Here is a 23604-nt window from a genome sequence, read left to right on the forward strand (position 1 = left end):
TGAAGCGGTTTCCCCTCGCGATAAACGCGGAGCGTTTGCGCGGAGATCATGCGCAAACAACAACCTGAAACGCGATGACGATTCATCCAATCTCATCGCGTTTTAGGCCGGGCGATCCGGAACATTGGCCTGCGCAAACGTCGCCATGCCATTGTGCAGGGCGCAGGCGAGCCGCACCAGCGGCAGCGCGATCGCCGCGCCCGATCCCTCTCCGAGCCTGAGATCGAGGCTGACCAGCGGCTGAACGTTGAGGGCGCGAAGCACAAGACGATGGCCCTGCTCCGCCGACTGATGCGACGGCAGCAGGAACGGCTGACATGACGGATTGAGGCGCGCGGCCGCCAGCGCGGCGACCGACACGATGAAGCCGTCGATCAAGGTCGGAATGCGCCGCTGCGCAGCCGCGATGATCGCCCCGCAGATCGCAGCGATTTCGAGGCCGCCGACCGTGCGGAGCGTTTGCTCGGGCGATGTGCCGGCTTTCGTCAGGCCATGCCGGGCGAGCGCTTCGTCGATCACGCGCGCCTTGCGCGCGCGACCCGCAGCATCGACACCGGTGCCGCTGCCTGCGATTTCGTCGGCGCTCACGCCGAGCAGGCTCGCCGCGATCGCCGCCGAGGTCGTGGTGTTGCCGATGCCCATCTCGCCGAGAATCAGAAGATCAGGTTGTTCGACCGCCGCACGTGCGACTGCACGCCGTCCACAGTCGAACGCAAAAGCCAGCTCCGCCGGTTCCAGCGCAGCCTCCACACTGAAATCGCGCGTGCCGCAGCGCGGCTTGTCCGCGACGATCCCCGGCACCGGCGACTGCGCCAGCGAGCCGGCATCGACGACCTCGAGACTTGAGCCCAATTCACGCGCGAGGACCGCGATCGCAGCGCCGCCCGCGGCGAAATTCGACATCATCGCGATCGTGACTTCCTGGGGATAGGCGGACACGCCCTGGGCGACGATGCCGTGATCGCCGGCAAAGACGATGATCGGCACGCGCGCGGCGCGCGGCTGCTCCGTCTCTTGCAGGCCCGCGAGATCGATCGCGACCTGCTCGAGCCGGCCGAGCGCGCCTGTCGGCTTGGTCAGTTGCGCCTGCCGCGCCATCGCCGCCTCGCGGTGCGCGGCAGAGATACCCGGGCATTTCTCGTAGACCCAATTGGGGAGCATGTCGTCCTGCCTCCGTTCATGCGACAGCGCTGGTGTCACGTACTGCGTTTGAGAATGTAGCTGTCCATGATCCAGCCGTGCCGTTCGCGCGCCTCGCGCCGTACCGCGACGATGCGTGGGCCGATCTCGGCCAATGCACCCGACATGACGATCTGATCGGGCATGCCGAGATAGGCGCCCCACCAGATCTGCAGCCCTTCCGGATCGAGTGACTGAAACGCCGTGCCGCCATCGAGCATCACCACCACGGTGTCGACGCGGTCGGGCCAGCCGCCCTCGCGCAGTCGCCGCCCTGTCGTCACCAAGAAAGGCTCGCCGATATCGTTCAGCGGCAGCGCATGCGCCGCGCACAGCGCCTGGATCGAGGTGATGCCAGGAATGACCTCGATCGCGGGCAAAGGATCAAGCCGCCGCGCGATCCTCAAAGACGAGTCATAGAGCGACGGGTCGCCCCAGATCAGCAGCGCAACGCGGCCATCATGTCCGAGATGGCTCGAGATCGCCCGCGACCACGTCGCGGCGACCGCATCATGCCAGTCATCGACCCCCTTGCGGTAATCAGCCTCGCCGGCGTCACGCACCGGCAAGTCGAACTCCGCGATACGTGTCTGCTTGTTGGTGAGCAAATCAGCGCAAATCGTCCGCCGTAGTTCGGCAAGATCGGACTTCTGCGTTCCTTTGCGCGGGATCAAAACGAGATCGGCCGCGTTGATGGCACGGATCGCTGCGAGCGTGAGCTGCTCGGGATCGCCGCAACCGATGCCTATCAGGGAAAGCGTGACCATCACGAGTGTGAAGGGCGACCATGACGGCCGCCCTTCAAATCATCCCTACGCTGCGTCGTGCAGGCGCGGGGTGACGAGACCGGGCGCGGTGACGCCACGCAGCGACTTTGCCAGCGCCAGCACCGCGAGATCGGCGAGCGGCTCGATCACGATCACCAGCGCATAGGACGCGGCAAAGGTTGCGATGTTGGCAAGGTTCGCAGCGCCAAAGCCCGCGCCATAGATCGCCCAGAACGCAACCCAGGCGATGATGCCGGACTGATACGCCGTCGAGAGCGCCAGCGCCTGGCGATACTGCAGGTCGACATAGGCGGTGTTGCGAGGAATGATGCGGGTAGCGAGCGCTTGGATGGCGAACAGCGGCACCAGCAGCGTGGTGACGTTCATGCCATATTGCGGTAGGTCGGTCGGCACGAAGAACAGGCCTTGCAGCAAGAGGCCGAGCGCGAGACCAAAGGCCGCCGGTGCCGCGCCGAACAGCAGGAACAAGGTCGAGCCGAGGATGAAGTGCACCTCGGAGACGCCGACCGGGAAGTGCGGCAGGATCTCGAAGAAGGTGAAGACCAGCGCGGTCGTTGCAGCCGACCGTAGAGCGAACGAGCTGATGCCCTGCTCGCGCACGGTCTCGGCCGCGAGCTTCAGCGCAACGCCGCCGGCGGCGATGCTGGTTGCGTAACTCAACACGAGCTTGGCGCCCGTCACGATTCCCGGTTCGATATGCATGGTTCAAGTCCTTCCTGCCGTCACACCCGACGGCCTTGGCGTCCAAACGTGCAGGGCCGGTCTCCTGGCTCGCGGATCGAAGGGGATCTCCGGCCTTCCCGAGCCTTGCGGCCCAGTGGCGGATCGGAGCCCCTCACCGCTTACAGTCGCGGGGGCGGCTGGGGTTTGGGGCGCCGCAACTGGGTCCGCCCACCCCCATTCCCGATTATGCTCCGGCGCTTTGCGCCGCATCGAGCACCATGCCCCTCTTGTGTGCCTCTTTCGCAAGCCGGGCGTCAAGGGCAGAACGGCTGCAACGGGCATCATCATGACGATTCTCCCGCCAGTGCGCCAAACAGGATAACGGCGGCTGTGGCCGCGGGCACGGCCTGCGCGAGCTCTTCGGCGAGCTTGGCGATCGTGGTGCGGACGAGCCGCTCATCGGCGCGGCCAAGTGATTCCGCAAACAGCGCCGGCGTCTCCGGAGCAAGCCCCTGCGCGATCAGCTTCGCGGCAAGATCCGGGAACGTGCGCCGGCCCATATAGACGACCGTCGTCGCATCGGGGTCGGCCAGCGCCGCCCAGTTCAGATTTTGCGGCAACTGCCCGGTCACATCGGCTCCGGTCACGAACTGTACCCGGCGCGCTGTGTTCCGACGGGTCAGGGGGATGCCGGCTTGCGCTGCCGCGACGCAGGCCGAGGTAACGCCGGGCACGATCTCGTAGCCGATCCCGGCCACCCGCAGCGTTTCGATCTCCTCTTCCAGCCTGCCGAAGATTCCGGCATCGCCGGATTTCAGCCGCACCACGCGCGCGCCGGTCGCCGCGTAATCGACCAGCAGGCGGTTGACGTGCTGCTGCTTGGTCGAGGGCCTTCCGGCGCGTTTGCCGACCGCCACGAGATTGGCGCCGGGCCGGGCGAGCTCGAGGATCGCACCGGATGCAAGATCGTCATAGAGCACCACGTCGGCCTCGCGCAGCCGCGCGGCGCCTTTGAGCGTCAAAAGCTCGGGATCGCCGGGACCGGCGGAGACGAAGGAGACGAAGCCGCTCACCGGTCCTCCGCAATCAGATGAAAGAAAGTACCCGTTGCACGCCCGCGGCGCGATCCGGTCTCGGCAACGACCGCGCCGGTCGCATCGTGCACGACCGCGAGCGGCGTATCGGGCTGCGCAATGATCGTCGAATAGTGGAATTCATGGCCGCGCAGGCGCACGCCAGGCTGATGTCCCGGCATCGGGGCGGCGAGCTCGGCAAGACGGTAGCCGAGATGCATGCGACGTTTGGCAAAGCTCGTCTCAAGGCCCAAGAGGCCAAGCATCTCGTGCCGCGCGCCCTCGGCATCGGTCAAGGCGGCGCCCATCACCATGTAGCCGCCACATTCGCCATGGACCGGCCGCGTCTCGGCAAAGGCGCCCAAGCGCTCGCGAAAGCGCGTATTCGCCGCGAGCCGGCCGGCATGCAGTTCCGGATAGCCGCCAGGCAGCCAGCACACGTCGGCGGTTGCATCTGGTCCCTCGTCGGCGAGCGGCGCGAAAGGCAGGATCTCCGCACCGGCTGCATGCCAGGCCTCCAGCATATGCGGATAGACGAAGGAAAACGCGGCGTCGCGCGCCAGCGCGATGCGCTGGCCCGGCGGCCTGACGTTGAGCCCGTTCGGGGCAGGTTGCGCCGGCCATGCACAGGCTGCGCCCAGCACGGCGTCGAGATCGACGTGCTCGCTGACGAAGCGCGCAGCCTCCGCGATCAGGCCGCCGATCTCCGCCTGCTCTTCCGCCTGGACCAGGCCGAGATGCCGCTTCGGCAGGCTGATCTCGGCATGGCGCGGCAGCGCGCCGAACACGGCAATGCCTGCATCGGCCAAAGCCCGCCGTACGAGATCCTGATGCCGCGGGCTCGCGACGCGGTTGAGCACGACGCCGGCAAGGCGCACGCCGCTACGGAAATCCCGCAAGCCGGTCGCAATCGCGGCGGCCGTCTGGGCCTGGCCGGACGGATCGATCACGAGCAGCACCGGCCAGCCCATCATCGCGGCGATGTCTGCGGTGGCGCCGGTGCCCGAGACGCCGCGCGCGGCGACACCGTCGAACAGGCCCATCGAGCCCTCCGCCAGCACGAGATCTGCGGTCGCACCCCGGCTGACGAGATGTTCGATCGTCGTGCGATCCATCGCCCAGCTATCGACGTTGACGGAGGCGCGCCCCGTAGCCGCGGCATGAAAGGCCGGATCGATGTAGTCGGGGCCGCTTTTGAAGCACTGCACCTTGAGGCCGCGATCGCGATAGGCGCGGGCGAGCGCCAGCGTCAGCGTCGTCTTGCCGACGCCGGAGGCCGGCGCCGAGATGACGAGCCCCGCCGCCATCACGACACCTCCGGAAAGCGCGGCGCAGGACCGAACGGCCGGTAGCGGCGATCGTAGTCGGCGGCGTAAAGGCGGCTCTCGGAAAATTCCTCCGAGCCGAGAGTCCTGCCGACCAGGATGAGCGCGGTGCGTTCGAGCTCGGCACCGACGGCCGCATCAAGCGTGGCGAGCGTCGCGCGGACGATGCGCTGGTCGGGCCAGCTCGCGCGCCAGACGATCGCGACCGGACAATCGGAGCCATAATGCGGCGTCAGCTCGGCGACGACCTTGTCGAGCAGATGGATCGAGAGATGGATCGCGAGCACCGCTCCGGTCGCGGCGAACGCAGCAAGCTTCTCACCCTCCGGCATTGCGCTCGCCCGCCCCGGCGTGCGCGTCAGCACCACCGATTGCGCAAGCCCCGGCAAAGTCAGTTCAGCCTCGAGCGCTGCGGCAGCAGCGGAGAACGACGGCACGCCCGGCGTAACGGTGAAGGGAATGTCGAGCGCGCGCAGGCGGCGCAATTGCTCGCCCATCGCCGACCAGATCGAGAGGTCGCCCGAATGTAGCCGCGCGACATCCTTGCCTTCCGCATGCGCGTTGGCGATCTCGACGACGATCTCGTCGAGCGACAGCGGCGCCGTGTTGACGATCCGCGCGCCCTTCGGGCAGTGCGCCAGCACGCCCTCAGGCACGAGCGAGCCCGCATAGAGGCACACCGGCGAGGCCGCGATCAGATCGCGCCCGCGCAGAGTGAGGAGATCGGCGGCGCCCGGCCCTGCCCCAATGAAATGCACGGTCATTCGCCGTCTCCTTCCGCTATCGCCGCGGTCGCGGTCCGGTCCTGCGAGACCACGCGGGTCGCAATCAGCCGCGCGTCACGGCCCGCAGCCGCGAGCGCGACGGCTTCCGCCACCGATCCCGTGCCGAACTTGTCCTTGATGAGTTTTGACTGGGTCGGAGTCGCGATGCCGGCGAGCATGTCGGCGGAAATCGCCTTGATCGGCACGTTCAATTCGCCCGCCAGCAACTTCAGCGCTGCGCTGTTCGCCTTGTCGCTGACGGTTGCAACAGCCGCGAGACCTTCCACACCGCCGGCGGCGAGAAGTGCCTCGCGCAGTGCGGCGAGCGTGGCGTCGTGCTTAAAGCCAAGCCCTGCGACCTTCATCGCACCACGCTCCATTGCACGACCGGCCGCGCCGCCTCCCAGGAGCGATAGCGGCCAAGCGGCTCCGCATGCGCGATCTCGACCCGCATCAATTCGCCGCCATGGCGCTGGTTTAGCTCGACCAGCAAAGTTTCGGTCTCCAGCGTCACGGCATGGGCCACCAGCCGCGTGCCCGGGACAATGCGAGACCAGACGGCATCAAACATCGCGGCGTCGAAGCCGCCGCCGATGAACACGGCATCAGGTGTCTCCAGGCCCGCCAATGCGCCGGGTGCAGTTCCCACGATCACGGCGATCCGATGCGCCAGTCCGAAAGCCGCGGCATTGCTGCGGATGTTCACGGCACGATCCTCACGCGCCTCGATCGCAATCGCCGCGCCGCGGCACAAGGCCCATTCGACCGAGATTGAGCCCGAGCCTGCGCCGATGTCCCAGAGCCGTTCACCCGGACGTGGCGCCAGCGCGGACAAGGCCAGCGCGCGCATCGGGCGTTTGGTGATCTGGCCGTCATTCACGAAGAGATCGTCCGCAAGACCCGAGCTGCGCGGAATGCCCTGTGATCCCCTCGCCTCCAGCGCGACGGCGACCAGGATGTCGCCAGCTTCCGCCGCGAAGCTGTCTGCGCGATGCGCCCTGACGTTTTCGCGCGGGCCGCCGAGCGCGGTGAGAGTCCACAGTGCTGAGGCGCCCCAGCCTCGCGCCGTCAGCCACTTCGCGAGATCGCCGGCCGCCTTGCCGTCGCGCACGAGGCAGACGATTCTCGCATTAGGTGCGAGATGCGGCACCAGGCGTTCGAACGGCGCGGCATGCAGTCCGAGACAGACAACACTCTCCAGCCGCCAGCCCAGCCTCGCCGCGGCGAGCGAGAACGTCGACGGCGCCGGATGCGCGATCCATTCACCTGCTTCCAGCTGCTCGGCGAGGCTTGCGCCGGCGCCGTGCCAGAACGGATCGCCCGAGGCGAGCACCGCGGTGGGTCGGCCGCGACAGCTCAGCACAACGCCGGCATCGAACGGCACTGGCCACGGGCGGCCGCGATCGGCTATGCCTGCGAGCGCAAGATGGCGCTCGCCGCCGAACACGGTCTCGGCCCCGGCAAGCGCCTTTCGGCTTGCCTCGGAGAGGCCAGCAAGGCCATCTTCGCCGATACCGATGATCGTCAGCCAGGGATCAGCCATGACGCGCGCGCTCATTCTGGGCGGAACGAGTGATGCGAATTTGCTCGCCGCGAAGATCGCGCGCGCCGGCGTCGATGCGATCTATTCCTATGGCGGCCGCACCCGCGCGCCCACGGGTCAGCCGCTGCCGACCCGCAGCGGTGGCTTTGGCGGCGTCAGCGGACTTGCGGATTATATCCGGCAAGAAGGCATCACGCATGTCATCGACGCCACCCATCCCTTTGCAGCGGAGATGAGCCGCAATGCGGTCGCGGCCTGCGCGGACACCCAAACGCCGCTGGTCGCGCTCGAACGCGCGCCATGGGTCAGAGTGCCCGGTGATCGCTGGATCGAGGTGCCGGATCTCGCAGCCGCCGTTGTGGCGCTGCCCGAGACGCCGTCGCGCGTCTTCCTCGCGATCGGCCGGCAGCATATCGCCCCATTCGGGGAGAAGCCGCAGCATGCCTACACGCTGCGATTCGTCGATCCGCCCGAAGGAGCGCTGCCGTTCAAGGCAGACGTCATCGTGTCGCGCGGTCCATTCACGTTCGAGGGCGAAGTTGACACGCTGCGATCGCGCGGCATCGCATGGATCGTCGCCCGCAATTCCGGCGGCGATGGCGCGCGCGCCAAGATCGACGCGAGCCGCGCGCTCGGCCTGCCCGTCATCATGATCGCGCGGCCGCAACTGCCCGAGCGACTGCGTGTGGAGAGTGTGGCCGAGGTCCTGGCCTGGCTCGGTCATCGGACCTGCCTCGGCGCATAGACCCAGCGACCAACGCGGCGCGTCTGCGAATTGCCGACGATGACGAGCGTGCGCATGTCCGCCATCTCGGGCCTCGCCTCGTCCAGCGTCACCGTCTCGATCCGCTCGTCCGGCGCACTGATCGCGCGGGCGAAGATCACCAGACGGTCACCGCGAGCCGCTTCCCTCAACACCGCGAGCGCGCGGCCGAAGCCTTCCGGGCGGCTCGCCGAGCGCGGGTTATAGAGCGCGATCGCGAAATCGGCCTCCGCTGCGAGCCGAAGGCGCTTCTCGATCGCCGCCCACGGTTTCAGATTGTCGGAGAGGTTGATCGCGCAGAAATCATGGCCGAGCGGCGCGCCTGCGCGCGCAGCCGCCGCCAGCATCGCGGTCACGCCGGGCAGCACACGGATCGGAAGCTTCTGCCATTGCGGCGCGCCTTCGAGCGCCTCGAACACCGCAGAGGCCATCGCAAACACACCGGGGTCGCCGGAGGACACCACGACGACTTGCCGGCCTTCGGCCGCAAGCCGCAGCGCCTCGCTCGCACGCTGCAACTCGACGCGATTGTCCGACGGATGCAGCGTGAGCCCGTCGCGGGGAGCAACCCGCGCGACATAGGGCGCATAGCCAACCACATCCGTCGCAGCAGCAAGCGCGACAGAGACCTCCGGCGTCACCAGCGCATCGTCGCCGGGCCCAAGTCCGGCAATGGTCAGCGTTCCCGTCATTGGCCCGCGTCCATACGGCGCCCCCGCCCGTGCACGAGCACGATCGCAAAATAGGGACAGTCGGATTCGTCCGTCTCGGCGAGCCGCGCAACGCGCTCGCTCGGCATCGTGCCGCGCTCGACCAGCCAGGCATCGTCGAGCCTGCCGGCGGAGGCGAGCGCACGGCGCACCTTCTGCAAATTGCGCCCGGTCTTCATGATGACGAGCGCATCGGAGCTGCGCATACGCCGTTCGAGCTCGTCCTCGGCGAGCGTTCCCATCAGGACCGTCGTCACATCGTCGCCGAGCGCAATCGGCTGACCGACCGCGTTCCAGCAGCCGGCCATGCCCGGAATGCCGGCGATCACCTCGATCTCGACACGCCCCTGCAATCGTGCGTGCAAATGCATGAAGGAGCCGTAGAAGTAAGGATCGCCCTCGCAGAGCACGACGACGTCGACCGCGCGTGCCAGACGCGCCAGCCGCTCCGCCCACTCGTCGTAGAAGCCGGCGAGCAGCCGCATGTATTCCAGGCTGTCGAAGGCGATCTCGGTCGTGACCGGATATTCCATCGGATATTCGGTCACATCCGCCGCCAGCATGCCCTCGACGATGCGCCGCGCCTGACCCGGACGGCCTTTCTTGCGAAAATAGGCAATATGCCTGGCCGCGCGCACCTCGCGATCGGAGCGGACGCTCATCAGGTCGGGATCGCCAGGCCCAAGGCCGCAGCAGATGATACGCCCCATCACTATTCGCTCCGGCTCGCCAGCGCATTCACGGCGGCAACGGTGATCGCTGAGCCGCCGAGGCGGCCCTCGACGGTCAATGCCGGCGCCGGCGGCTTCGCCATCAAGGCGGCCTTCGATTCGGCCGCGCCGACGAAGCCGACCGGACAGCCGATGATTGCCGCCGGCCTCGGGCAATCGCGATCCTCCAGCATGTTGAGCAGATGAAACAGTGCGGTCGGCGCATTGCCGATCGCGACGATAGCGCCGTTCAGATGCGGCCGCCAGAGCTCGAGCGCCGCCGCCGAGCGCGTGTTGCGCATGGACTGCGCCAGCGCGGCAACGGCCGGATCGCCGAGCGTGCAGATGACGGCATTGCTGGCCAGCAACCGCGCGCGCGTGATTCCTTCAGACACCATGCGCGCATCGCACAGGATCGGCGCGCCGTTCTGAAGCGCCGCACGCGCGGCACGCGCCATACCCGGCGTGAAGCGGATATGCGCCTCGAGCCCCACCATCCCGGCGGCGTGGATCATGCGCACGGCGACCTGCTCCTCGTCGGCCGTGAAGCGCGCGAGATCCGCCTCGGCACGTATGGTCGCAAAGGATTGCCGATATATCGTCGCGCCGTCGGTCTCGTACACGTGCGGCATCAGCGTCCTCCCATCAGCAGGGAGGGATGTTTGACGATCTCGGTGCTGCTCAGTCCGCGCAGCACCGGCATATCGCGCGTCGAGCCGAAGCGAACGAGATCGAATCCTTCGCGGGTCGCAACAAGCGTGAGCGTTGCCGGTCCCGAATGCGCACAGCCCTTGGCGCAACCAGAAACGTGAAGCCGTGCATCGGGTGCAATGTGCGGCGCGAGCGCAGACGCAAGCGCGCGCGTATCGGCATGCGCCTCGCGGCACCGCGGCGCACCGCTGCAGGCGATCACGCGCAGCGCCGGATCATCGGCCTCGGTGATGAGGTCTTCACCACTCGGCATCTCGTGCATGCCCTCGACCAAAATCATCCGCCACGGCGTCATCCGCAGCGCTGGCGCGCAGGAGGCAAGATGAGTGAGCGCCGAATGCGGCAGCTGCCCAAAGGCCACACCCATCATCGCGCCTTGCGGATAAAGACCAGGACGGGCCGCAACCGCCGCGGCGGCAGGCTCAACGTCGCCGCGCAAAGCATCCGGCAATTTCGCGCCGGCAACGATATGCGCCGCCATCCGCCCTCGCCCGTTCTTGGCCCCACCTGACGCCACGAACCACTCTGCCAGCGCGAACGCGGCCGTTACGGCTGCTTGGCGCGAAACTGCGCGACCGAGTTTCGCGCCGTCGGCCCGCACCAAGAGGCCGCCTGCGCGATGACGTTCAATCCGGATATCCGCGGACGCGCCGGATAGCACGCGCTCCTGTCCAACGTCGATAGCAAAGCCGAACTTGGTCGGAAGATCGAGCGTGCTGTCGGCAAGGGCCCGCTCGAACTCGTCGGCGAGCAAGCAGGTGTCATCGCCAGCGGTCCAGAATGGCGTCACCAGAATATTGCGCCGCGATTCCGTCTCGGGATCGGAATCGAGCAGGCCCAACTGCGCGAGGCCGTCGAGGAGAGGCAGATGCGCCGCGTCGGTTACGCCCCTGATCTGGAGATTGGCCCGGCTGGTGACGTCGATCAAACCATTGCCATGACGCGCGGCAAGCTCGGCAATGCCGGCCGCCTGCTGCGCCGCCAGCCGTCCGCCATGCGGGCGCACGCGCACCACGAGCCCATCGCCCGACAACATCGGGCGCAACGCGCCCGGGCACCAGCCCTTGACCGCGATTGCGCTCATGAGGCCTCCTTCAGCGCTGCTGCAATCGAATTGCGGCGCGTCTTCCAGAGGGCGGCTTCGTGCAGTCGGGTGAAGCAGGTTTCCATCGCTGCCAATGCGGCTGGATTTTCCCGCGCCATGAAGGCCCGGACATCGTCGTTGCCGACGGTCGCGTCATAATAGAGATCGAACAGATGCGGCGGCACGGCGCCCGCCAGATGCGCGAACGCAGCCAGGTGCTCGAGCGTCGCGGTGATCTCCGCCGCGCCGCGAAAACCGTGGCGCATCATGCCGGCGATCCAGTCGGGATTGGCGGCGCGGGCGCGGACGACGCGCGAGATCTCCTCCGTCAACACGCGCGCATGGGGTTGGTCGGGCCGCGTCGCATCGAGGTGATAGAGCGACGGCGCGGCCGCGCCTAGCTTCGCCGCTGCGGCTGCGACGCCTGCTTCATGCGCGGCATAATCGGCGGCGAGCAGCAAATCCGTCTCGGGCAGATCCTGCACATGGACGAAAGCGTCGGCAGCGGCGAGCCTCGTCTCGATGCCGGCGCGATCGGAGCGCATCTCGCCGTCGGACGACAACGCCCAGGATGAGGCCGACAGCCAGGCCTCGCCGGCCGCCTCACGTGTGTCCGCCGTGAACACATCCGGTATCGAGGAGAGCCCGACGCCATATTGTCCGGGACGCGGCCCGAACACGCGCGCGAGGCGTATGCGATAGGGATTTTCGTCGCCTTCAGTCTCGCGCATCGACAGCGCTTCGCTGGCCGCATCGAACAATTGTGCGAGACCCGAGAAGACATCGCGGAACAGGCCGGACACGCGCAGCGTGACGTCGATGCGAGGACGGCCGAGCTCGGCCGGAGAGATGATGTCGTAGCCGGTCACGCGTCCCGAGCTGTGATCCCAGCGCGGCGCGAGACCTGCGAGATGCAGCGCCATCGCGAACTCCTCGCCGGCGGTACGCATGGTCGCGGAGCCCCAGAGGTCGACCACCAGCCCCTTCGGCCAGTCGCCATGATCCTGCAAGTGACGGCGCAACAATTCTTCGGCGAGCTTGATGCCTTGTGCATGCGCGGACGGCGTCGGCACGGCGCGGGGATCGACGGCAAACAGATTTCGCCCGGTAGGCAGGACGTCCTGGCGCCCGCGATAGGGCGAGCCGGCAGGCCCAGGCGCGACGCGGCGGCCGAACAACGCCGCGATGAGCGCCGTCCTCTCCGACTCGCCGCAATTGCCGCGGCCGAACACATGCAGGCCGTCGCCGAACTGGCTTTCCTTGAGATCGCAGACGAAGCGGTCGATGCGTGGAATCGCTTCCGCGGGTGCAGCCGATGCGGCAAGGCCGAGATCGGCGTCGAGACCGGCTGCGCGCGCTTCGTCGCGAATGGCGGCAATCAGGCGCTGCCGGCGCGCGGGATCGAGGCCGTCGGCGGTCGAATATTCGTCAAGCAGTTGCTCGAGCCTGTGCAGGCCCTCAGGCACGGCGGACTTGGTCAGCGGCGGCGGCAGATGGCCGATCGTGACCGCGCCGGTCCGCCGCTTGGCTTGTGCCGCCTCGCCGGGATCGTTGACAATGAACGGATAGACCAGCGGCAACTCGCCGGCCAGCGCCTCCGGCCAGCAGGACGGCGACAGCGCAACGGATTTTCCGGGCAACCATTCCAGCGTTCCGTGCGCGCCCACGTGCACGACAGCGTCAACGCCCTGCTGCCGGAGCCAGAGATAGAACGCGACATAGGCATGGCGCGGCGTGCGCGAAAGATCGTGATAGTCAGCGTCGCGGTGACTGACCTCACCGCGTTCCGGCTGCACCGCGACGATCGCGTTGCCGCTTCGAATCGCCGCGAAGTGAAATTCGCCGCCACGACAGCTCGGGTCGACCTCCGGCGCCCCCCAGGCGCGTGCCAGATCATCTTGCAATGCGCGGGGAAGCCGCGAGAGAGCCCCACGATAGTCGGCGACACTCCATGTCAACTCCTGTTTCAGCAAGACATCGCCGAGCGCACTCTGCGGCTCGACGATGAAGCCGGCTTCGCTGAGATCAGAGAGCAGCGCTTCAACAGAGGCGAGTGCATCGAGCCCGACCGCATGGGCGATCTGGTGCGGCCGACCGGGATAGTTGGAGAGCACGATCGCCAGCCGCTTCTCGCCCGCCGGCTTTTGCGCGAGCCGCTGCCATGCCGCCACGCGCGCAACGACGGCGGCGACACGCTCATCGTCGGGCCGGTGTGAAAGATGCGCGAACTGCAGATCAGGATCACGTTCGCCTGCCGATTTGAAGCTCACCACGCCCGCAAACACGCGTCCGTCGACCTCCGGCAGCACGACATGCATCGCAAGATCGCCCGGCGAGAGGCCGCGGACCGATTCGGCCCAGTCTTCGCGGCGTGCCGTGGAGAGCGCGACCTGGAAGACCGGACACGATGCGGCATCGAACGGCGTCGCGCCGTCGTCGCCAACTGCAGAGAACGCGGTCGCATTGACGATGGCCGCGGGCGGATATTGCGCAAGGTGCGCGCGCAGCCAATCGGCGACGCCGGGCGCCTTCAGTGACGTGACGAACACGCCCCAGGCATCGAAGCCTCTCTCGCGGAGCGCTGCGATTAGCGCATCGACCGGCGCAGTATCGGCGGCCGTGAGATAAGAGCGGTAAAAGGTAACGAGTGCGCGAGGTCTTCCGTCGGGGTCGGGCAGCGCCCAGACAACACCGCGCACCGGCTCGTAGAAACCGATCTCGGGGACCTCGATCTCACCAACCACGGGCCCCGCATAGAGACCCGAGGCCAGCGCAAGCTGCGCGATCGCGGCTTGTGCGGCGACCGGTCCGCCCTTGTCGCAGAGCACTTTCAGCCGTCTGAGCGTCGAGACCGGCAAGGTCGAGAACGCATCGAGCCGTTCATCGTCGCGGCCATCCGCCGGCAACACGGCGAGCGCGATGCCGCGCTCCTTCGCCAGTCGCTGGAGGGCCGCGAGCCCATAGGCCCAATAGGACTCGCCGCCGATCAGGCGGACCAAAATGCCGCGCGCTCGCGACAGCGTTCGCTCGATATAGGTGTCGACCGACAGCGGGTGGCGCAGCTCGGCGAGATTAGCGAGCCGCAGCGACGGCAGCGCGGCGCGCCCCCGCCGCCATCCGGCCGCGAACGCGACGAGATCGGAATCCGAGAACGAGAGTACCACGAGATCGGCCGGGTCCTGGCCGATGTCCCTGGGCGTCGCGGTCTCCTCCAGACCGCGGCTCTCGCGGAAGACGACGTGCATCAGATCCCAAGCCCTGACATTCCAAGCCCTGCCTTGATCGCGGCCTCGTCGATGTCGCCCTGCTCTCCGATCACGACCAGCTTGGATTGCCGGGGGCGCGCGCCCCAGGGCCGATCGAACTGGTGCCGCACGCGCTCGCCGACCGATTGCAGCAACAGCCGCATCGGCTTGCCCTTGACGGCGATATAGCCTTTGGCCCGCAGCACGTTCTGCTCTCGTGCCAGCCGCTGCACTGAGGCGATCAGCGCCTCGACGTCGACGACCTCAGGCAGATCGATCACGACGGAGTTGAAATCATTGTGCTCGTGCTCGTCCTCACCGTCATGATGCGAGGGGCGGGCAGCGAGATCGTCTTCGGCCGCCGCTTCAAGGCCGAGGATCACGCGCAGATCGACTGCGCCGTCGACGACAGGCAGCATCGGCACCGGACGCGGGATCTCCGCGGCGATCGCCGCCCTGGCTGCTTCGAGCCCCGCCGCGCCTGCAAGATCGGCCTTGGTCAAGAGCACGATATCGGCGCAGGCGATCTGGTCCTCGAACACCTCCGACAGCGGCGTCTCGTGATCGAGATTCTCATCCGCCGCGCGCTGTGCTTCCACCGCATCCGGGTCCGGCGCAAAGCGTCCGGCTGCGACCGCCTCGGCATCTGCCAGCGCAATCACGCCATCGACCGTAATCCGTGAGCGGATCTCCGGCCAGTCGAACGCTTTAAGCAGCGGCTTCGGCAAGGCCAGTCCCGAGGTCTCGATCAGGATATGGTCCGGCCTCACCCGACGTGCGAGCAGCTGCTCCATCGCCGGAATGAAATCGTCGGCCACGGTGCAGCAGATGCAGCCATTGGCGAGCTCGACGATGTTCTCCTCAGGACAATTGGCATCCGCACAGGATTTCAGGATCTCGCCATCGACACCTTCGCTGCCGAATTCGTTGACGAGCACCGCGAGCTTCTTGCCGTTGGCATTGGTGATCAGATGCTGGATCAGTGTCGTCTTGCCTGATCCCAGAAAGCCCGTGACGACCGTGACCGGGACTTTTGCGAGCGTGTTCATTCGGCGGCCTCCGGCACGACGGGAATCGGGGGAATGCGGGCAAGCGATTGCTTGCGGAAGATTTCGGGACGGCTGCGCCATGGCACGATGCCGTCGGGCGCGGCCGCGTAAGCCGAAGCGCCTGCGATGACGTCGCTCGCATTGGCATCGGACAGGCGCCCGTAGACATAGGACCATCGACCGGGCGCACTGAGTGCAACCGAGCAGCCCTGGCTACAGGCCGACAGGCATTCGACGGGAACCAGGTTGACGCCCTGGGGCACACCGACGTCGAGGATGGCGGCATGCAGCCGCGCGCCGGGCGTGGTTTCGCCTTCGCCGAGCGTCTGGCCAGCGCGGCAGGTGATGCAAACGTGAAGTGTGACGGCCATCGCCCCTTCCAGGATATCTGCGGGAGGCGATGAGGCGCACGAACCGCTCGAGGAGAGGATCCGTTTCCCCGTCGCGGAACACCCCGTCCGCCGGTCCAAAACGTGCGCGCTGGCAGGTCTCCCGGCTTGCGGAGCAGGGTTTTTCCCTTCGATCCCCGCCTTCCCGATCCCCAAGGGGGATCAGTGGCTTCGGGCATCTCTCCGGTCACGGTCGCGGGGGCGGCTGCTTTTCGAACACGAATCTTTCCGATTCGAGCCCTATCGCATTCCCTCTTCGCCTGTCGTAGGACAGGAACCAACGCTGGCCCACCATTTGCCCATGGCCGCCACTTGTCAAGCCGAAGGACCACGTCAGATGACGCCTGAACCGGATACCCCAGCGGTGGAGGAAACCGACGCCCGGCACGCCGCGAAGATGGCGAAGAAGAAGGTCGCCCGCGACAAGATCATGGCGACCAAGAGCGGCGAAAAGGGCCTGATCATCGTCCATACCGGCGCGGGCAAGGGCAAATCCTCCTCCGCCTTCGGCATGATCGTTCGGTGTGTCGCGCATGGCCTGCCCTGCGCGGTGGTCCAGTTCATCAAGGGTGCCTGGGATACCGGCGAGCGCCGCCTGCTCACCGGGCACTTTGGCGACCTCTGCCAGTTCCACGCCATGGGTGAAGGTTTTACCTGGGAGACGCAGGACCGCGCCCGCGACATCGCTGCGGCCAAGGCGGGCTGGGAGAAGGCGAAAGAGCTGATATCGGATGAACGCCTGCGCATGGTCGTGCTCGATGAGATCAACATCGCGCTGCGCTACGACTATCTCGATATCACCGAGGTCGTTGACTTTCTGAAATTGCAGAAGCCGCCGCTGACGCATGTCGTCCTCACCGGGCGCAACGCCAAGGACGAGCTGATCGAGATCGCCGACCTCGTCACCGAGATGACGCTGGTAAAACATCCGTTCCGCTCCGGCATCAAGGCGCAAGCCGGCGTCGAGTTCTGAGAGTTCGGATGGCGCGCGCATTGATGATTCAGGGAACGGGCTCGGACGTGGGCAAGTCGCTCGTCGTTGCGGGCCTTGCGCGCGCTGCGAGGCGCCGGCGCCTGCGCGTGCTCCCCTTCAAGCCGCAGAACATGTCGAACAATGCGGCCGTGACCGTCGATGGCGGCGAGATCGGCCGTGCGCAGGCGCTCCAGGCGGTCGCCGCCGGCGTCGAGCCGCACACCGACATGAATCCGGTTCTGCTCAAGCCCGAGACCGATGTCGGAGCGCAAGTCATCGTGCAGGGCAAACGCCTCGCGACGGCACGCGCCCGCGACTATGCGGCAATGAAACCTTCACTGATGGGCGCAGTGATCGAAAGTTTTGAACGGTTGAAGGCGCGTTCCGACCTCGTCCTGGTCGAAGGCGCCGGCAGCCCTGCCGAAGTCAATTTGCGCCGGGCCGACATCGCCAATATGGGCTTTGCCCGCAAGGCCGACGTTCCCGTCGTGCTGATCGGCGACATCGACCGCGGCGGCGTTATCGCGCAACTGGTCGGCATCAAGACCGTGATCGATCCTGACGATGCCGCGATGATCCATGGTTTTGTCATCAACAAGTTCCGCGGCGATCCCGCGCTGTTCGATGACGGCTACCGGCTGATCCAGGACAAGACATCCTGGCGCGGTTTTGGCGTGCTACCCTGGTTTACCCGCGCCGGCGAATTGCCGGCCGAGGATGCACTGGGACTGGGCGAGGCGCGAAAGCCCGGCCGATGCAAGATCGCGTTTCTGGCGCTGTCGCGGATCGCCAATTTCGACGATCTCGACCCGCTCAAGCTCGAGCCAAATGTTGACCTCGTGATGGTCCGCCCGGGCGAGGCGATCCCCGGCGACGCACGGCTCGTCATCATCCCCGGCTCGAAATCGACGCGCGGCGACCTCACCTTCTTGCGCACGCAAGGGTGGGACATCGATCTCCTCGCACACCACCGTCGCGGCGGTCATGTGCTGGGCGTCTGCGGCGGCTATCAGATGCTCGGTCGCAGTGTGGATGATCCCAAGGGCATCGAGGGGCCGGCCGGAGAGACAGCCGGCCTCGGCCTTCTGGATGTGACGACGGTGATGTCGCCCAAGAAAACGCTCACGCGCGTGACGGCGCGCCATGGCGGGACCAGCGAAGCAATCGACGCTTACGAAATTCACATCGGCCACACCGATGGACCGGATCGCGCGCGTCCCTTCGCGATGCTCGACGGCGCGCCGGAAGGCGCGATCTCCAGCGATGGCCGTGTGCATGGCAGCTATCTGCACGGCCTGTTCACGTCGGACGGTTTTCGCAGGGCCTTCCTCGCGCAGCTCGACATTCCCGCGACGGACCAGCCATACGGCGCCAGGGTCGAGAGTGCGCTCGACGCGCTCGCCGATCACATCGAGACCCATCTTGATGTCGAAGGCCTGCTCGCGCTGGCGCGCTGAGCGTCAGCGGGCGAGCGCCGATGCAAGGCGCGACCATTCCGCCTCATCGCCCGGCAGACCCAGACGCAACCACCCCGGCTGCCCGCTGAAGACGCGCGACCAGATCCGGCCGCGCGCGAGCTTGTCCTGTGCAGCAAGTGCATCACCGACATCGTAGAGCCGGAACAGCGGCGTGCCACCGATCAGCCGCCATCCTTGTGCCGTCGCCTGGGCGTCGAGCCGTACGCAGTCGTGGCCGAGCCGCGCCGTCGTTGCGCTGGCCCATTCGCGATCGAGCAGCGCACGCCGACCGACGGCGATAGCAGCACCCGAAACCGGCCACGGCCCTGCCATCGCCGAGAGCGTAGCAATGTCCCCTTCCGCGCCGAGCACGAAGCCAAGACGCAAACCGGCCAACCCATAGAACTTGCCGAACGAGCGCAGGACGAGGAGACCGCCTCGCCCCGCCGCCTCTGGCGCGAGCGACAGCTGCGTCAGCGCATCTGCAAAGCTCTCGTCGATGATAAGGCGGCCGACGCATGGCAGCAGTGCTAGGAGGTCAGCCCGCTCATGGCGCCGGCCGTCGGGATTGTTGGGATTGACGACGATGGCAAGATCGGCGCCTGCGAGCGCGTCGAGATTGGTGACCTCGGCAACATCCCAGCCAGCGGAAGAAAGCACCCCGGCGTATTCGTTGTAGGTCGGCGCGAGAATGCGCGCCCGGCCCTTACGCGACAAACTCGGCAGACACTGGATGGCCGCCTGCGCGCCGGCCATGGCGAGCAGCGGCGCTTGGGTTGCATAGGTCTGCCGCGCGGCCTCGTGCAGCTCTTCGATTTCGGATCGCGACGGCAGCGCGGTCCATGCACTCTGTTCGATCACGCCCACCGGATAAGGCTGCCGGTTGATGCCGGTCGACAGATCGATCCAGTCCTCGATGCGCCCGCCGAACCGCTGCATCGCAGTGTCGAGATTGCCACCATGCTCGCGCATCGCCGCCTCGTTAGATCAACGCCAGTGCCGCGAGCAAGCCACCGAGCAGCAGCATCGCGCGAATATAGAGCCGCAATCCCCGGCCGATATCGGCGGCGAGCGGATCGCGCCCGCCCGCGTTCAGCCAGGGCTCCTCGGTCAGGGCGCCATGATAGCTGCGCGGGCCGCTCAGGCGCACGCCGAGCGCACCGGCCATTGCCGCTTCCGGCCAGCCGGCATTGGGCGAGCGATGGCGATTTGCATCGCGCGACATGCAGGACAAGGCCGCTGAAGGGTGCGCTGTCACCACCGCGAACAACAGGCCCGTCAGCCGCGCCGGAATCAAATTGGCGACGTCGTCGATGCGCGCGGCCGCCCAGCCGAACCAGAGGTGACGCTCAGAGCGATGGCCGATCATGGAATCCAGCGTGTTGATCGCCTTGTAGCCGAAAATTCCGGGCAGGCCGAGCAGCGCGCCCCAAAACAGGGGCGCCACGATGCCGTCGGATGCGTTCTCCGCCAGGCTCTCGAGCGCCGCGCGCGAAATCCCGGCCTCGTCGAGCGACGCGGGATCGCGGCCGACGATCTCTGCCACCGCCAGCCGCGCCGCGTCGATGTCGCCCGACTGCAACGGCTGCGCGACGGCGGCGACGTGATCATGCAGCGAGCGCAGCGCGACCAGCGGCCAGGCAAAAATCCCGAGCAGGACGGTGCGGCTCCAACCGGGAACGAGCCAGCCCTGCACCAACCAGCCGACGCCAGCGCACAGCGCGATCACCAGCAACGCGGCGGCAACGCCAGCGATACGCCGCGCGGCCGGCGCATCCGCCGGTCTGTTCCAGTTGCGATCAAGCAGAGCAATCAGCCTGCCAATCCAGGTCACGGGATGACCGATGCGCGTGAACAGCGCGCCGGGCCATCCCCAGACCGCGTCCACCGTCATCGCTACCGCCATCGCGCCGGCAAAGCCCACGTCACATCTCCTTCTCGCCAGCCCTGATGCGCAAGAATTGGGGCGCAGCGCAAGCCCCCTGCCCGCCGATTTCGGCTTTGTCTTTGCGCCCGATTGGTGGTTAGTGCGGGTCAGAACGGAGGTTTCATGGCGGTTGTCCTGATCACGGGAGGGGCGAGGTCCGGGAAAAGCCGGCGCGCGGAGGCGCGCGCCCGCAGCTTTCCCGGACCTCCCGTCTACATCGCGACCGCAGAGGCGCTTGATGCGGAGATGGCGGAGCGGATCGCGCACCACCGCGCCCGCCGCGGCGACGATTGGATCGAGCGCGAGACGCCGCTCGATCTCGTGGCGGCACTCGATGCGACCGACGGCGGCGGCGCGCGGCTGGTCGACTGCCTGACGCTGTGGCTCTCGAACCTGCTCCATGCCGGACGCGACTGGTCGAAGGAAGCGGCCCTGCTCGCTGCTGCACTTCGCAGGCAACAGAGCCCGGTGATCCTCGTGACCAACGAGGTCGGCCTCGGCATCGTGCCCGACAATGCGCTGGCGCGCAGTTTTCGCGATGCCGCCGGCCTGCTGAACCAAGTCATCGCCGAAGTCGCCGACGAGGTCGAGTTCGTGGTCGCGGGCCTGCCGATGAAAGTCAAGTGAGACCATGACCAGCCGCATGCAACTCACCGTCATCGTCACCGATTTGCGCATCGGCCTGTCGCTCGCCACGATACTTCCGCTCGGCCCTTCGACGCCGGTCGGCGACGGCGACATTGCGCGTGCGGGCTGGACGCTGCCGGTGGCGGGATTGCTGGTCGGCCTCCTCGGTGCCGCCGTCTATGCTCTCGCTTTTGCGCTCGGTGTGACGCCCGGCCCCGCCGCGATGCTGGGGCTTGCGAGCACGATCATCATTACCGGCGCACTGCATGAGGATGGCCTCTCCGACGCCGCCGACGGCCTCGGCGGCGGCACGCGCGCGCGAAAGCTCGAGATCATGCGGGACAGCCGCATCGGCAGTTTTGGCGTGTGCGCGCTCGTCGTGTCGCTGGGCCTGCGCTGGAGCGCGCTCGCCGCCATCGCCGCGCCGCGCTCGGTCCTGATCGCGCTTCTGCTCGCGCATGTCGCAGCGCGCGCGGGCCTGCCGCTGTTCATGGCGCTGGTGCCGCCGGCGCGGACGGATGGATTGTCCGCCGGCGCCGGCCGGCCGGCAGGGCCGAACGCCGCCATCGCGCTCGGCCTTGGTGCCATCCTGCTCGCGATCGGCTTCGGGCCGGGCAAGGCAATCCTTGCCGTGATCCTGCTCGCCTTCATCGGACTGCTGACGGCCTGGTTCGCGATCAGGCAGCTCGGCGGACAGACCGGTGATATACTCGGTGCTTACGAGCAAGTCGCCGAGACCGCCATCCTGCTGATGGCCGCCTCGCTCTTTCATGCGGCTTCCTGATGGTGTCATTTGACGACGATTTCCGCCGGCAGTTGCGCGAGCTCTTCGTCTGGCGCCGCGACGTGCGACGCTTTCGGACCGATCCGCTGCCCGAGGGCACGCTGGAGCGGCTGATCGACATCGCATGCCTGTCGCCATCGGTCGGGCTGAGCCAGCCCTGGCGCTTCGTGATCGTCGAGGACGAGACGCGTCGGCGTGCTGTGATCGACGACTTCAAGCTCTGCAATGCCGACGCGCTCAAAGCCTATTCCGGCGAGCGCGCCGCGCGCTATGCCACGTTCAAGCTGGCCGGCCTCGAAGAGGCGCCCGGACATCTGGCGGTGTTCGCGGAAAAAGCCTGCGAGACCGGGCACGGCCTCGGCCGCGCGACGATGCCGGAGACCCTCGACTATTCGGTCGTCGCGGCGATCGTCTCGGCCTGGCTCGCCGCGCGCGCGGACGGCATCGGGATCGGCTGGGTGTCGATCCTCAACCCGCTCCGCATCCGCGAGATTCTCGACGTGCCCGTCAGCTGGAAATTCATCGGCTATCTCTGCGTCGGCTATCCCGAGGCTGATTTCGATCGTCCCGAGCTCGAGCGGGCCGACTGGGAACATCGGCGGCCCTCGACCGAAGTCACGATCCGCCGCTAAAGCCATTCCTTCGTGGCACGACTGAGGTGCGCCCCTCAAAATGCCTCACCTTTTGTTATAAACGTGACGACCGCAATCGCTAGGGTCGCGCTGAATCGCTTAACGCGCGCAGCGCCGTCGCGGCACGCTACGTCGTCGATGGCGCCTGGGTCTGACGCGCCGCGGCGTCAACCTCACTCCGCGTTCGCGCGCTCCAGGGGCGCTGCTGCAACGTTAGCCTGCCGCCGCATTATTGCCGTCGTCGCGCGGCGGCGCTGCACCAGATACTGGTCGCCGAGCACGCCGATCAGGATCACCGTACCCATGACGGCGAAATTCAACGAGCTCGGAATGCCCAGGAGATTGACGAGATTCTGCAGCACCTGGAGTAGCACGGTGCCGAGCACGACACCGATGATCGATCCCTCACCGCCACGCAGGGAGCAGCCGCCGAGCACGGCAGCGGCAATCGCGTAGAGCTCGTAGAAGGAGCCGTGCACCGCCGGCGAGATCGAGCGGGTGTACATCGCGATCAGGATCGCAGCGAACGCGGTCAACCCGCCGCAGACGATGTAGGCGGAGATCACGACGCGATCGGAACGGATGCCGGAATAGCGCGCCGCCTCCTCGTTCTTGCCGACGGCGTAGAGATAACGGCCGAACACGGAGCGATGCAGCAGCACCCAGGCAATCGTGGCGACGATGGCAAGCGCGACCACGCTGTGTGGCAAGGGAAAGCCGAGCACATTGGTGCGCCCCGCGGTCAACCATTCCAGCGTCGGAAAGCTCGCGCCGAAGCCGAAGCCGGCAGTGGCATCCTCGGTGTAGTAGCGCGCCGCGCCGCGATAGATCAAAAGTCCGCACAGCGTCACCACGAAGGGTTGGATGTGCATCCTGGTGACGAGCGTGCCGTGGACCACCCCGATTGCTAGCCCGCCGGCGATGATCGCGGCAAAGGCGAGCATCCAGTTGACGTCGTGATTGACGATGAGGTCGATGAAGAGCACGCCGAGCAGCGCGATGACAGAGCCGACCGAAAGCTCGATCCCGCCGATGATGATGACGAAGGCTTCCGCGATCGAGAAGATGCCGAACATCCCGACCTGGTTGGCGGTGTTGGAGAGATTGCCGACCAGGAGGAAGCGCGGGTTGATGAAGGTGACGACCGCGCCAACCACGAGGATCAGGACCAGGAGGCTCAGATCTTTCTTGTTCAAGGTCCCCTCGCC

The 23604-nt window shown here is 67.0% G+C and carries 24 protein-coding genes and 2 riboswitches; of the genes, 6 read left to right on the top strand and 18 right to left on the bottom strand.

All coding sequences use genetic code 11. The features are described from left to right. Positions 1 to 102: 102 nt before the first annotated feature. The 8 genes from cobT to cbiE all read right to left on the bottom strand — a co-directional run bounded on the left by cobT (position 103) and on the right by cbiE (position 7335). Complete coding sequence (gene cobT / locus QA640_RS28170; RefSeq protein WP_283036134.1) at positions 103 to 1161, bottom strand: nicotinate-nucleotide--dimethylbenzimidazole phosphoribosyltransferase; 1059 nt, start codon at positions 1159 to 1161, stop codon at positions 103 to 105. A 35-nt stretch (positions 1162 to 1196) separates the two neighbouring features. Beyond that, complete coding sequence (gene cobF / locus QA640_RS28175; protein ID WP_283036135.1) at positions 1197 to 1946, bottom strand: precorrin-6A synthase (deacetylating); 750 nt, start codon at positions 1944 to 1946, stop codon at positions 1197 to 1199. Positions 1947 to 1991: 45 nt separating this feature from the next. Next, positions 1992 to 2669 (bottom strand): energy-coupling factor ABC transporter permease, encoded by a 678-nt coding sequence (locus tag QA640_RS28180; RefSeq protein WP_283036136.1) that lies wholly within the window; start codon positions 2667 to 2669, stop codon positions 1992 to 1994. Positions 2670 to 2705: 36 nt separating this feature from the next. Further along, positions 2706 to 2926: riboswitch (cobalamin riboswitch) on the bottom strand. 48 nt (positions 2927 to 2974) lie between these two features. After that, positions 2975 to 3703: a uroporphyrinogen-III C-methyltransferase gene (cobA, locus tag QA640_RS28185; protein ID WP_283036137.1), complete on the bottom strand. Its 729-nt coding sequence runs from the start codon at positions 3701 to 3703 to the stop codon at positions 2975 to 2977. Beyond that, positions 3700 to 5010, bottom strand: a complete 1311-nt coding sequence (locus tag QA640_RS28190; RefSeq protein ID WP_283036138.1) for a cobyrinate a,c-diamide synthase — start codon at positions 5008 to 5010, stop codon at positions 3700 to 3702. The genes cobA and QA640_RS28190 overlap by 4 nt, the downstream gene beginning before the upstream one ends. Continuing rightward, positions 5010 to 5792 (bottom strand): precorrin-4 C(11)-methyltransferase, encoded by a 783-nt coding sequence (cobM, locus tag QA640_RS28195; RefSeq protein ID WP_283036139.1) that lies wholly within the window; start codon positions 5790 to 5792, stop codon positions 5010 to 5012. Before cobM ends, QA640_RS28190 begins: the two co-directional genes overlap by 1 nt. Further along, entirely contained in the window at positions 5789 to 6157 is a 369-nt protein-coding gene (locus QA640_RS28200; protein ID WP_283036140.1) for a cobalamin biosynthesis protein, read from the bottom strand. Before QA640_RS28200 ends, cobM begins: the two co-directional genes overlap by 4 nt. Next, positions 6154 to 7335, bottom strand: a complete 1182-nt coding sequence (gene cbiE, locus QA640_RS28205; RefSeq protein ID WP_283036141.1) for a precorrin-6y C5,15-methyltransferase (decarboxylating) subunit CbiE — start codon at positions 7333 to 7335, stop codon at positions 6154 to 6156. Before cbiE ends, QA640_RS28200 begins: the two co-directional genes overlap by 4 nt. Here cbiE and QA640_RS28210 point away from each other — a divergent pair. Then, the gene (locus QA640_RS28210) at positions 7334 to 8080 is read left to right on the top strand and encodes a cobalt-precorrin-6A reductase (protein ID WP_283036142.1); all 747 of its coding nucleotides are present in this window, start codon (positions 7334 to 7336) and stop codon (positions 8078 to 8080) included. The genes cbiE and QA640_RS28210 overlap by 2 nt on opposite strands. Here the strand turns inward: QA640_RS28210 and cobJ are convergent. From cobJ to QA640_RS28245, 7 genes are read right to left on the bottom strand one after another with little or no spacing between them, the layout of a single operon-like run. Continuing rightward, the gene (gene cobJ, locus QA640_RS28215) at positions 8056 to 8790 is read right to left on the bottom strand and encodes a precorrin-3B C(17)-methyltransferase (RefSeq protein ID WP_283036143.1); all 735 of its coding nucleotides are present in this window, start codon (positions 8788 to 8790) and stop codon (positions 8056 to 8058) included. The two genes, QA640_RS28210 and cobJ, sit on opposite strands and share 25 nt — an antisense overlap. Continuing rightward, positions 8787 to 9518 (bottom strand): precorrin-2 C(20)-methyltransferase, encoded by a 732-nt coding sequence (locus QA640_RS28220; protein ID WP_283036144.1) that lies wholly within the window; start codon positions 9516 to 9518, stop codon positions 8787 to 8789. The genes cobJ and QA640_RS28220 overlap by 4 nt, the downstream gene beginning before the upstream one ends. A gap of 2 nt (positions 9519 to 9520) precedes the next feature. Beyond that, positions 9521 to 10150 carry a precorrin-8X methylmutase gene (locus QA640_RS28225; RefSeq protein ID WP_283036145.1) on the bottom strand — a complete coding sequence of 210 codons (630 nt, stop codon included), beginning with the start codon at positions 10148 to 10150 and terminating at the stop codon, positions 9521 to 9523. Then, the gene (gene cobG / locus QA640_RS28230; protein ID WP_283036146.1) at positions 10150 to 11313 is read right to left on the bottom strand and encodes a precorrin-3B synthase; all 1164 of its coding nucleotides are present in this window, start codon (positions 11311 to 11313) and stop codon (positions 10150 to 10152) included. The genes QA640_RS28225 and cobG overlap by 1 nt, the downstream gene beginning before the upstream one ends. After that, positions 11310 to 14558, bottom strand: coding sequence for a cobaltochelatase subunit CobN (gene cobN, locus QA640_RS28235; protein WP_283036147.1), 3249 nt, complete (start codon positions 14556 to 14558; stop codon positions 11310 to 11312). Before cobN ends, cobG begins: the two co-directional genes overlap by 4 nt. Then, positions 14558 to 15607 carry a cobalamin biosynthesis protein CobW gene (cobW, locus tag QA640_RS28240; protein WP_283036148.1) on the bottom strand — a complete coding sequence of 350 codons (1050 nt, stop codon included), beginning with the start codon at positions 15605 to 15607 and terminating at the stop codon, positions 14558 to 14560. The genes cobN and cobW overlap by 1 nt, the downstream gene beginning before the upstream one ends. Beyond that, positions 15604 to 15978 carry a DUF1636 domain-containing protein gene (locus QA640_RS28245; protein WP_283036149.1) on the bottom strand — a complete coding sequence of 125 codons (375 nt, stop codon included), beginning with the start codon at positions 15976 to 15978 and terminating at the stop codon, positions 15604 to 15606. The genes cobW and QA640_RS28245 overlap by 4 nt, the downstream gene beginning before the upstream one ends. Positions 15979 to 16071: 93 nt before the next feature. Continuing rightward, positions 16072 to 16293, bottom strand: a riboswitch (cobalamin riboswitch). Between the two features lie 40 nt (positions 16294 to 16333). On the opposite strand from QA640_RS28245, the gene cobO reads away from it, so the two are divergent. Continuing rightward, positions 16334 to 16969, top strand: a complete 636-nt coding sequence (gene cobO / locus QA640_RS28250; RefSeq protein WP_283036150.1) for a cob(I)yrinic acid a,c-diamide adenosyltransferase — start codon at positions 16334 to 16336, stop codon at positions 16967 to 16969. An 8-nt stretch (positions 16970 to 16977) separates the two neighbouring features. Next, entirely contained in the window at positions 16978 to 18426 is a 1449-nt protein-coding gene (locus QA640_RS28255) for a cobyric acid synthase (RefSeq protein ID WP_283036151.1), read from the top strand. Positions 18427 to 18429: 3 nt separating this feature from the next. On the opposite strand, the gene cobD is transcribed toward QA640_RS28255, so the two are convergent. Both cobD and cbiB read right to left on the bottom strand, forming a co-directional pair. After that, entirely contained in the window at positions 18430 to 19398 is a 969-nt protein-coding gene (gene cobD, locus QA640_RS28260) for a threonine-phosphate decarboxylase CobD (RefSeq protein WP_283036152.1), read from the bottom strand. Positions 19399 to 19408: 10 nt separating this feature from the next. Next, positions 19409 to 20350, bottom strand: coding sequence for an adenosylcobinamide-phosphate synthase CbiB (gene cbiB, locus QA640_RS28265; RefSeq protein WP_283036153.1), 942 nt, complete (start codon positions 20348 to 20350; stop codon positions 19409 to 19411). Between the two features lie 126 nt (positions 20351 to 20476). Between cbiB and cobU the strand changes: the two genes are divergently transcribed. Genes cobU through bluB form a run of 3 tightly spaced genes read left to right on the top strand, consistent with a single transcriptional unit; the run spans position 20477 to position 22396 of the window. After that, positions 20477 to 20980 carry a bifunctional adenosylcobinamide kinase/adenosylcobinamide-phosphate guanylyltransferase gene (gene cobU / locus QA640_RS28270; RefSeq protein ID WP_283036154.1) on the top strand — a complete coding sequence of 168 codons (504 nt, stop codon included), beginning with the start codon at positions 20477 to 20479 and terminating at the stop codon, positions 20978 to 20980. Between the two features lie 4 nt (positions 20981 to 20984). Continuing rightward, the gene (locus QA640_RS28275; RefSeq protein WP_283036155.1) at positions 20985 to 21764 is read left to right on the top strand and encodes an adenosylcobinamide-GDP ribazoletransferase; all 780 of its coding nucleotides are present in this window, start codon (positions 20985 to 20987) and stop codon (positions 21762 to 21764) included. Continuing rightward, positions 21764 to 22396, top strand: coding sequence for a 5,6-dimethylbenzimidazole synthase (gene bluB / locus QA640_RS28280; protein ID WP_283036156.1), 633 nt, complete (start codon positions 21764 to 21766; stop codon positions 22394 to 22396). The genes QA640_RS28275 and bluB overlap by 1 nt, the downstream gene beginning before the upstream one ends. A 173-nt stretch (positions 22397 to 22569) precedes the next feature. Here bluB and QA640_RS28285 read toward each other — a convergent pair whose 3' ends face one another. Continuing rightward, positions 22570 to 23592 carry an ABC transporter permease gene (locus tag QA640_RS28285; protein ID WP_283036157.1) on the bottom strand — a complete coding sequence of 341 codons (1023 nt, stop codon included), beginning with the start codon at positions 23590 to 23592 and terminating at the stop codon, positions 22570 to 22572. Between the last annotated feature and the right edge of the window lie 12 nt (positions 23593 to 23604).

It is taken from the genome of Bradyrhizobium sp. CB82 (assembly GCF_029714405.1).
GTDB lineage: Bacteria > Pseudomonadota > Alphaproteobacteria > Rhizobiales > Xanthobacteraceae > Bradyrhizobium.

What these genes read in the sequence shown, in the direction of transcription:
- QA640_RS28180 (WP_283036136.1), bottom strand. Translation starts at nt 2,669, where the DNA reads ATGCATATCGAACCGGGAATCGTGACGGGCGCCAAGCTCGTGTTGAGT.
- QA640_RS28200 (WP_283036140.1), bottom strand. Translation starts at nt 6,157, where the DNA reads ATGAAGGTCGCAGGGCTTGGCTTTAAGCACGACGCCACGCTCGCCGCA.
- QA640_RS28245 (WP_283036149.1), bottom strand. Translation starts at nt 15,978, where the DNA reads ATGGCCGTCACACTTCACGTTTGCATCACCTGCCGCGCTGGCCAGACG.
- QA640_RS28210 (WP_283036142.1), top strand. Translation starts at nt 7,334, where the DNA reads ATGACGCGCGCGCTCATTCTGGGCGGAACGAGTGATGCGAATTTGCTC.
- cobF (WP_283036135.1), bottom strand. Translation starts at nt 1,946, where the DNA reads ATGGTCACGCTTTCCCTGATAGGCATCGGTTGCGGCGATCCCGAGCAG.
- cobU (WP_283036154.1), top strand. Translation starts at nt 20,477, where the DNA reads ATGGCGGTTGTCCTGATCACGGGAGGGGCGAGGTCCGGGAAAAGCCGG.
- cobD (WP_283036152.1), bottom strand. Translation starts at nt 19,398, where the DNA reads ATGCGCGAGCATGGTGGCAATCTCGACACTGCGATGCAGCGGTTCGGC.
- cbiE (WP_283036141.1), bottom strand. Translation starts at nt 7,335, where the DNA reads ATGGCTGATCCCTGGCTGACGATCATCGGTATCGGCGAAGATGGCCTT.
- bluB (WP_283036156.1), top strand. Translation starts at nt 21,764, where the DNA reads ATGGTGTCATTTGACGACGATTTCCGCCGGCAGTTGCGCGAGCTCTTC.
- cobG (WP_283036146.1), bottom strand. Translation starts at nt 11,313, where the DNA reads ATGAGCGCAATCGCGGTCAAGGGCTGGTGCCCGGGCGCGTTGCGCCCG.
- cobW (WP_283036148.1), bottom strand. Translation starts at nt 15,607, where the DNA reads ATGAACACGCTCGCAAAAGTCCCGGTCACGGTCGTCACGGGCTTTCTG.
- cobM (WP_283036139.1), bottom strand. Translation starts at nt 5,792, where the DNA reads ATGACCGTGCATTTCATTGGGGCAGGGCCGGGCGCCGCCGATCTCCTC.
- cobN (WP_283036147.1), bottom strand. Translation starts at nt 14,558, where the DNA reads ATGCACGTCGTCTTCCGCGAGAGCCGCGGTCTGGAGGAGACCGCGACG.
- QA640_RS28220 (WP_283036144.1), bottom strand. Translation starts at nt 9,518, where the DNA reads ATGGGGCGTATCATCTGCTGCGGCCTTGGGCCTGGCGATCCCGACCTG.
- QA640_RS28275 (WP_283036155.1), top strand. Translation starts at nt 20,985, where the DNA reads ATGACCAGCCGCATGCAACTCACCGTCATCGTCACCGATTTGCGCATC.
- QA640_RS28190 (WP_283036138.1), bottom strand. Translation starts at nt 5,010, where the DNA reads ATGGCGGCGGGGCTCGTCATCTCGGCGCCGGCCTCCGGCGTCGGCAAG.
- QA640_RS28255 (WP_283036151.1), top strand. Translation starts at nt 16,978, where the DNA reads ATGGCGCGCGCATTGATGATTCAGGGAACGGGCTCGGACGTGGGCAAG.
- cobT (WP_283036134.1), bottom strand. Translation starts at nt 1,161, where the DNA reads ATGCTCCCCAATTGGGTCTACGAGAAATGCCCGGGTATCTCTGCCGCG.
- QA640_RS28225 (WP_283036145.1), bottom strand. Translation starts at nt 10,150, where the DNA reads ATGCCGCACGTGTACGAGACCGACGGCGCGACGATATATCGGCAATCC.
- cobO (WP_283036150.1), top strand. Translation starts at nt 16,334, where the DNA reads ATGACGCCTGAACCGGATACCCCAGCGGTGGAGGAAACCGACGCCCGG.
- cobJ (WP_283036143.1), bottom strand. Translation starts at nt 8,790, where the DNA reads ATGACGGGAACGCTGACCATTGCCGGACTTGGGCCCGGCGACGATGCG.